The sequence below is a fragment of the Nocardia sp. CWNU-33 genome (assembly GCF_046764895.1).
In the GTDB taxonomy this organism is placed as follows: domain Bacteria; phylum Actinomycetota; class Actinomycetes; order Mycobacteriales; family Mycobacteriaceae; genus Nocardia.
Window position 1 is genome coordinate 1 of record NZ_JBKOQN010000131.1, and the last position, 662, is coordinate 662.

Below are 662 nucleotides of genomic sequence, written 5' to 3' on the forward strand. Positions count from 1 at the left end.
GGCACCATGTACGCGGGCAGTGTTTCCGAGATCCCGGCAAGCAGCGCACGCTGCTCGACTACCTGCCCGGGCTGGGGCACCACATATCCGACCAGCTGGTCGCCGAGGGTCGATCCGACCACCAGCGCCACGGCCTGGCTCACCGAGGGCTGACCCAAGAGCGCGGTTTCGATCTCACCGAGCTCGATACGCTGACCACGGAACTTCACCTGGAAATCGGTACGACCGATGTACTCCAGACGATGCGAAATCTCACCGGTCGACTCCCGCCAGACGACGAGGTCACCGGTGCGGTACATCCGCTCCCCCGCAGCAAACGGGTTGGCCACGAACCGATCCGACGTCAGATCCGGACGCGCCACATAGCCACGCGCCAACTGATCACCGGCAAGATACAGCTCACCCGCGACACCCGACGGCACCGGACGCAACCGCGAATCCAACACGTAAACCTGAGTGTTCCACTGCGGCAACCCGATCGGCACCGTGCGCTCGTCGCGGCCGTCGGCAGGCCAGTAGGTCACCGACACCGCAGCCTCGGTCGGACCGTACAGGTTGTGCAACGCCGCATCCGACACCGTCTGCCACGCCGTCACCGTTTCCGGCGGCAGCGCCTCACCGATCACGAACACATCCCGCAAGGTCGGGTACGAACCCGGCGC

1 protein-coding gene is annotated in these 662 nt (G+C 65.6%); it reads right to left on the bottom strand.

All coding sequences use genetic code 11. The annotated features are described in order from the left end of the window. Window positions 1-662: AMP-binding protein (locus tag ACLMAL_RS39710; RefSeq protein WP_412003785.1), on the bottom strand; the 662-nt coding region annotated here is incomplete at both ends.